The 4,792-nt window shown below is 35.8% G+C and carries 2 protein-coding genes; both read left to right on the forward strand.

All coding sequences use genetic code 11. From position 1 onward, the window contains the following. On the forward strand, positions 1–1,370 hold a 1,370-nt coding region (locus ACIQZ6_RS11935), incomplete at its 5' end, for an FN3 associated domain-containing protein (RefSeq protein ID WP_395811390.1). A gap of 291 nt (positions 1,371–1,661) precedes the next feature. Next, the gene (locus ACIQZ6_RS11940; RefSeq protein WP_395811392.1) at positions 1,662–4,730 is read left to right on the forward strand and encodes a c-type cytochrome; all 3,069 of its coding nucleotides are present in this window, start codon (positions 1,662–1,664) and stop codon (positions 4,728–4,730) included. The last annotated feature ends 62 nt before the right edge of the window (positions 4,731–4,792 follow it).

Here is a 4,792-nt window from a genome sequence, read left to right on the forward strand (position 1 = left end):
TGCTTTTTTTGTGGATACAAGATAAAGCCTCATTCAGCAAAAAAGTGACAGATCTTGCACAGAATGATTCGCTAAGAGTATTGGCTACCTCAAGATTAAAACCTACAGAAATCCAGGACGATGATTTCGACTTTGATGCTGCAGATGATAAAACTATTAAAAAATTAAACACTTTTTACAGATTGGTAGCTCCAGTTTCACAAGGTTCGCCGGCATTAGCCGTTAGCTTTTTTAGCAAAAGTGGCTTCGATTCTAAATCACTAGATGAGCTATCTGCAATTAAAGATCAAATTGTCAGTTTGAGATTGAGTAGAATGCCTGTTAAGGATACTGACCTTAATAGAATTTCAAAATTTGAATCTTTGCAGAATCTTGATTTGAATTTTACCGATATTACCGGTAGCGGATTAAAAGAACTTTCCGGATTAAAATCTTTGAAAAGTTTATCACTTTCAGGAACTAAAGTGAATCTAGCTCAAGTGAAGCCTATTGTTTCATTAAAAAGTCTTGAAGAACTTACTATTTGGAACACCTCTTTTTCTGAAAAAGATATTCAGGAATTAAAGAAATTGAATAAAAAAATAAAGATACTTACTGGTTATAAAGATGACGGAAATTCTCCAATTCAACTCACACAACCTTTGTTAAATAATAATTCCAGAGTCTTTAAAGATCAAACTAAAATTCAACTAACACACCCCAGACAGGATGTCAGCATCAGATATACCTTAGATGGGACAGAGCCAGATAGTATAAACTCTCCTGTATTTAATAATAATTTAATTATCAAATCAAATTCTACAATTAAGGCTAAAGCATATAAAAAAGGATGGCTGAGTAGTGGGGTGAGTACCTTTGGATTTTTAAAAACGTCAATCAAACCAGATCGAATTAAAATAATGTTTGAATCTGACCAATACCATAAAGCGATGGGTGCAAATTCATTAATAGATGGACAGCTTGGTGATTTTGATACAAATAATTCTAACTGGCTTGGATATCAGGGAAATAATTTGGAGGTGTTATTAGAATTTAATACCGTTAAAAAAATTCAAAATATAGCTTTAAACACCTTGATATCTCCAAATGGATTTGATAACCGTTTTCCCTATGGATATTCTTTCCCTCCAACAAGCATTCAGGTTTTTGCTGGAACTGATAAGGATAATTTAAAGTTGATAGGTACTATGAATCCAGTTATGCCAAATAAAACTAGTGTACAGGAAATTAAGAGCATTTATACCACATTTAAGCCTCAATCGGTATCTTATATTAAAATCATAGCTAAGCCGCTTAAGAAGCTCCCGGAGTGGCATCCTTCAAAGGGTAATCCAGCATTATTAATGGTTGATGAGCTATTGATTAATTGAGATTTTTAGTTTTTAAATTTTAATTCATAACACCATTGTATTTTGAATGCTTTTTTGTAGAATATTTAGATCAAATATTGATTTTAATAGCAAATAAGATGGTTTTAATACATTCAAAATCTGAGCATTAATACTTTTCTTATATCATTTATTGATTAGCAATATTTATCTCATAACTAATTTTGAGAAAATGAGGAAATGAGAAAATGTGATTAAGAATGATTTATTAATAAAAATAGTAGAGTTTATCTTCAAAATATTATATCTCTAAACTATAAATTATAGAATGGTATGAGTCTGAACAAATATCTGCTTTATTCACTTTGTTTGCTTATTACGAGTATTCAAGCTTGCAATAACAATCAGGAAGCTGAAGCGCTTAAAATAGAAGATGTATCTGCTAATGATGATGTGGCACGCTACATGAATGCCTTTAAGGGTCTTGGTGCTCTTACCGATTCAACTCAGCCCACTCAGCCTCAAAAAGCACTAAGTAATTTCCAAATTCCTAATGATCTAAGTATGGATCTGGTCTTATCAGAGCCTGATATTGTTCAACCTGTTGAGCTTAGTTTCGATCATCGTGGTCGTTTATGGGTAGTACAATACCATCAATATCCTTATCCTAAGGGTTTGAAAGTAACCAGTGTTGATAATTTTTTACGGGTACACTTTGATAAGGTACCTCCAGCTCCTCCAGGTGGGCTTAAAGGAGCAGATAAGATCAGCATATTTGAGGATACTAATTGTGACGGAACATTTGATAAATCAACCGATGCAATATCTGGACTTAATATTGCAACAAGTGTAATAACCGGTAGAGGAAAAATATGGGTGTTGAACCCACCTTATCTGATTTCATTTGATGATCCAGAAGGGGATGGGATACCCAATGGAGAACCCACTGTTCATTTAAGTGGCTTTGGCCTTGAAGATACACATGCTGTGGCCAATAGCCTTCGGTGGGGGCCTGATGGCTGGCTTTATGGCGCTCAAGGAAGTACTACTACTGCAAATATCAGTTCTGCCGTTTCAAAAAATATTGCTTTTTCAGGGCAAGTGATCTGGAGATACAACATAGATACTAAAGTTTTTGAAGTATTTGCTGAAGGTGGGGGTAATACCTTTAATGTGGAATTTGACAGGAAAGGAAGATTGTATTCCGGAAATAATAATACAGATAGAGGTCCTTATTATAAACAAGGTGGTTATTATCCAAGAAGTTTGGGTAAGCATGGTCCATACTCAAACCCCTATACTTTTGGGAATCTTGATAATATGGAACTCGTGGGCGAAAAAATCCGATTTACACACTCCCTGATTCGGTATGAAGGTGGCAGATTACCGTCTGCTTATGATGGTAAAATGATCGCTATCAATCCATTATTGAATTATGTACAGCTGAGCCGCTTTGAATCAAAAGGCTCTACATTTAAAAATATAGACGAGAGAAAGATTATTGAAACAAATGATCATTGGTTTAGACCTGTAAATATTAAAGCCGGACCTGATGGCGCAATTTATATTGCCGACTGGTATGATAGCCGTCTTTCACATGTTGATCCTCGAGATACCTGGCATAAAAGCTCTGGCAGAATCTATCGGCTGCGTGCTAAAGGTTCTAAAGCAGCATATGCAAATTTTGATCTTAGTAAACTCAGTAATTTTGAACTCATTAAACAACTTGAAAATAAAAATAAATGGTTTCGTCAACAAGCTTTACTACAGTTTGCCAATCGGAGAGATAAGTCTATTGTACCTAAATTAGTTACTATTTTAAAAACTGCTAATTCAGACCTAGCATTAGAAATGCTTTGGGCTATACATGTGAGCGGCGGCTTTAATGATGATTTGGCTAGTATGGCTATCAAACATCAAGATCCATATGTGCGAGAATGGTCGGTTCGTTTAATTGGTGACAAAAAAAATGTTTCTTCTGCACTAGCTAATAAGCTTGCGGCACTAGCAGCTAGTGAAACCAATGTGATAGTTAGAAGCCAATTGGCAGCTACTTCAAAAAGATTAGTTGCATCATTTGCTATTCCAATATTAAAAAATCTGATTATCAATCATGATGATTCAAATGACCCGGATATTCCACTGCTAATCTGGTGGGCCATGGAAGCCAAAGCCGAAACAGATAGAGATGCTTTGATCTCAATTTTTTCGGACAAGGATATATGGAAGAATAAGCTCGTTCAAAATGTACTATTAAAACGATTGATGCAGCGTTACATCCTCTCAGGTGGAGATGCAAATTATAAAGCTGCCTCCAAATTGATTAGTCTTGCACCCTCAAAACCAGATGCTAAAATACTGATGAGTGGATTACGTGAAGGCCTTAGGGGCCGAGATGCAATTGGTTTATCAGTGGAGCTAAGCAAAGCAATTCAACCCTATCAGTCTGAACTATTTGGAGCACCATTGGCACTTGGTATACGTCAAGGAAATAGGACTGCAGTTAAAAAAGCACTAAATGTCATAGCAGATGAGAATGCAAATTTTGACCATCGTTTATCCTACATCGTGATTTTTGGTCAAACAAATCAGCCGGAGTCTGTACCTATTTTATTGAATATTATTGAAAGCGGTAAGTCTACCGCCGCCATGAAAGAGGCCTCTTTACTAGCCCTGCAACGTTATGATGTTGATGAAATTGGTTTACGAATTGTTAAAGCATATCCTCAGTTTAGAGGAGATACCGGTGTTCGAAATGCAGCCTTGGATCTCTTTGCCAGCAGAACAAGCTGGGCTAATGAGTTATTCACTGCAATTTCAGACACAAAGCGAATCAGTAAGGATGATGTACCCGATCAAGTTGCCCGCAGGTTAAAACAGTTAAACAATCCTAAAATCAATTCATTGGCAGATAAGTATTGGCCAAATGTTAAACTGTCTACATCTACTGAAAAAAATCAAGCTATTGCTAAATACTCGAAACTTATAAAATCTGGCACCGGGGATATCAATAAGGGAAGAATACTTTATTTAGCCAATTGTGGATATTGCCATCGTTTGTTTAATGAAGGTGGAAATATTGGCCCTGATTTAACAGGCTATGAACGCAGTAATGTGAACTACTTTTTGCTAAACGTAGTTGATCCAAACGCAGATATCAGAGAAGGTTATGGGCTTCACCGCTTTGTTACAAAAGATGGGCGAACCCTAGAAGGTAAGCTTGCAGCTAGCAATGGAGATACCCATACCATTCAAACGCAGTCAGGTAAAGAGATTATACTTTCTGTAAGCCAGATTAGTGAAATGAAAGCTTTGCCAGTATCCATTATGCCTGAACGCATACTAAACCGTTTAAGTGATCAGGAAGTTAGAGATCTATTTGCTTATATAATGAAGAAATAAGGTTGTTTATTTAGTATTGATTCAAATTACAGCTACATTTTTAGGTATCTATTGAGATAAAG

The organism is Daejeonella sp., from assembly GCF_044348475.1.
In the GTDB taxonomy this organism is placed as follows: Bacteria; Bacteroidota; Bacteroidia; order Sphingobacteriales; family Sphingobacteriaceae; genus Daejeonella.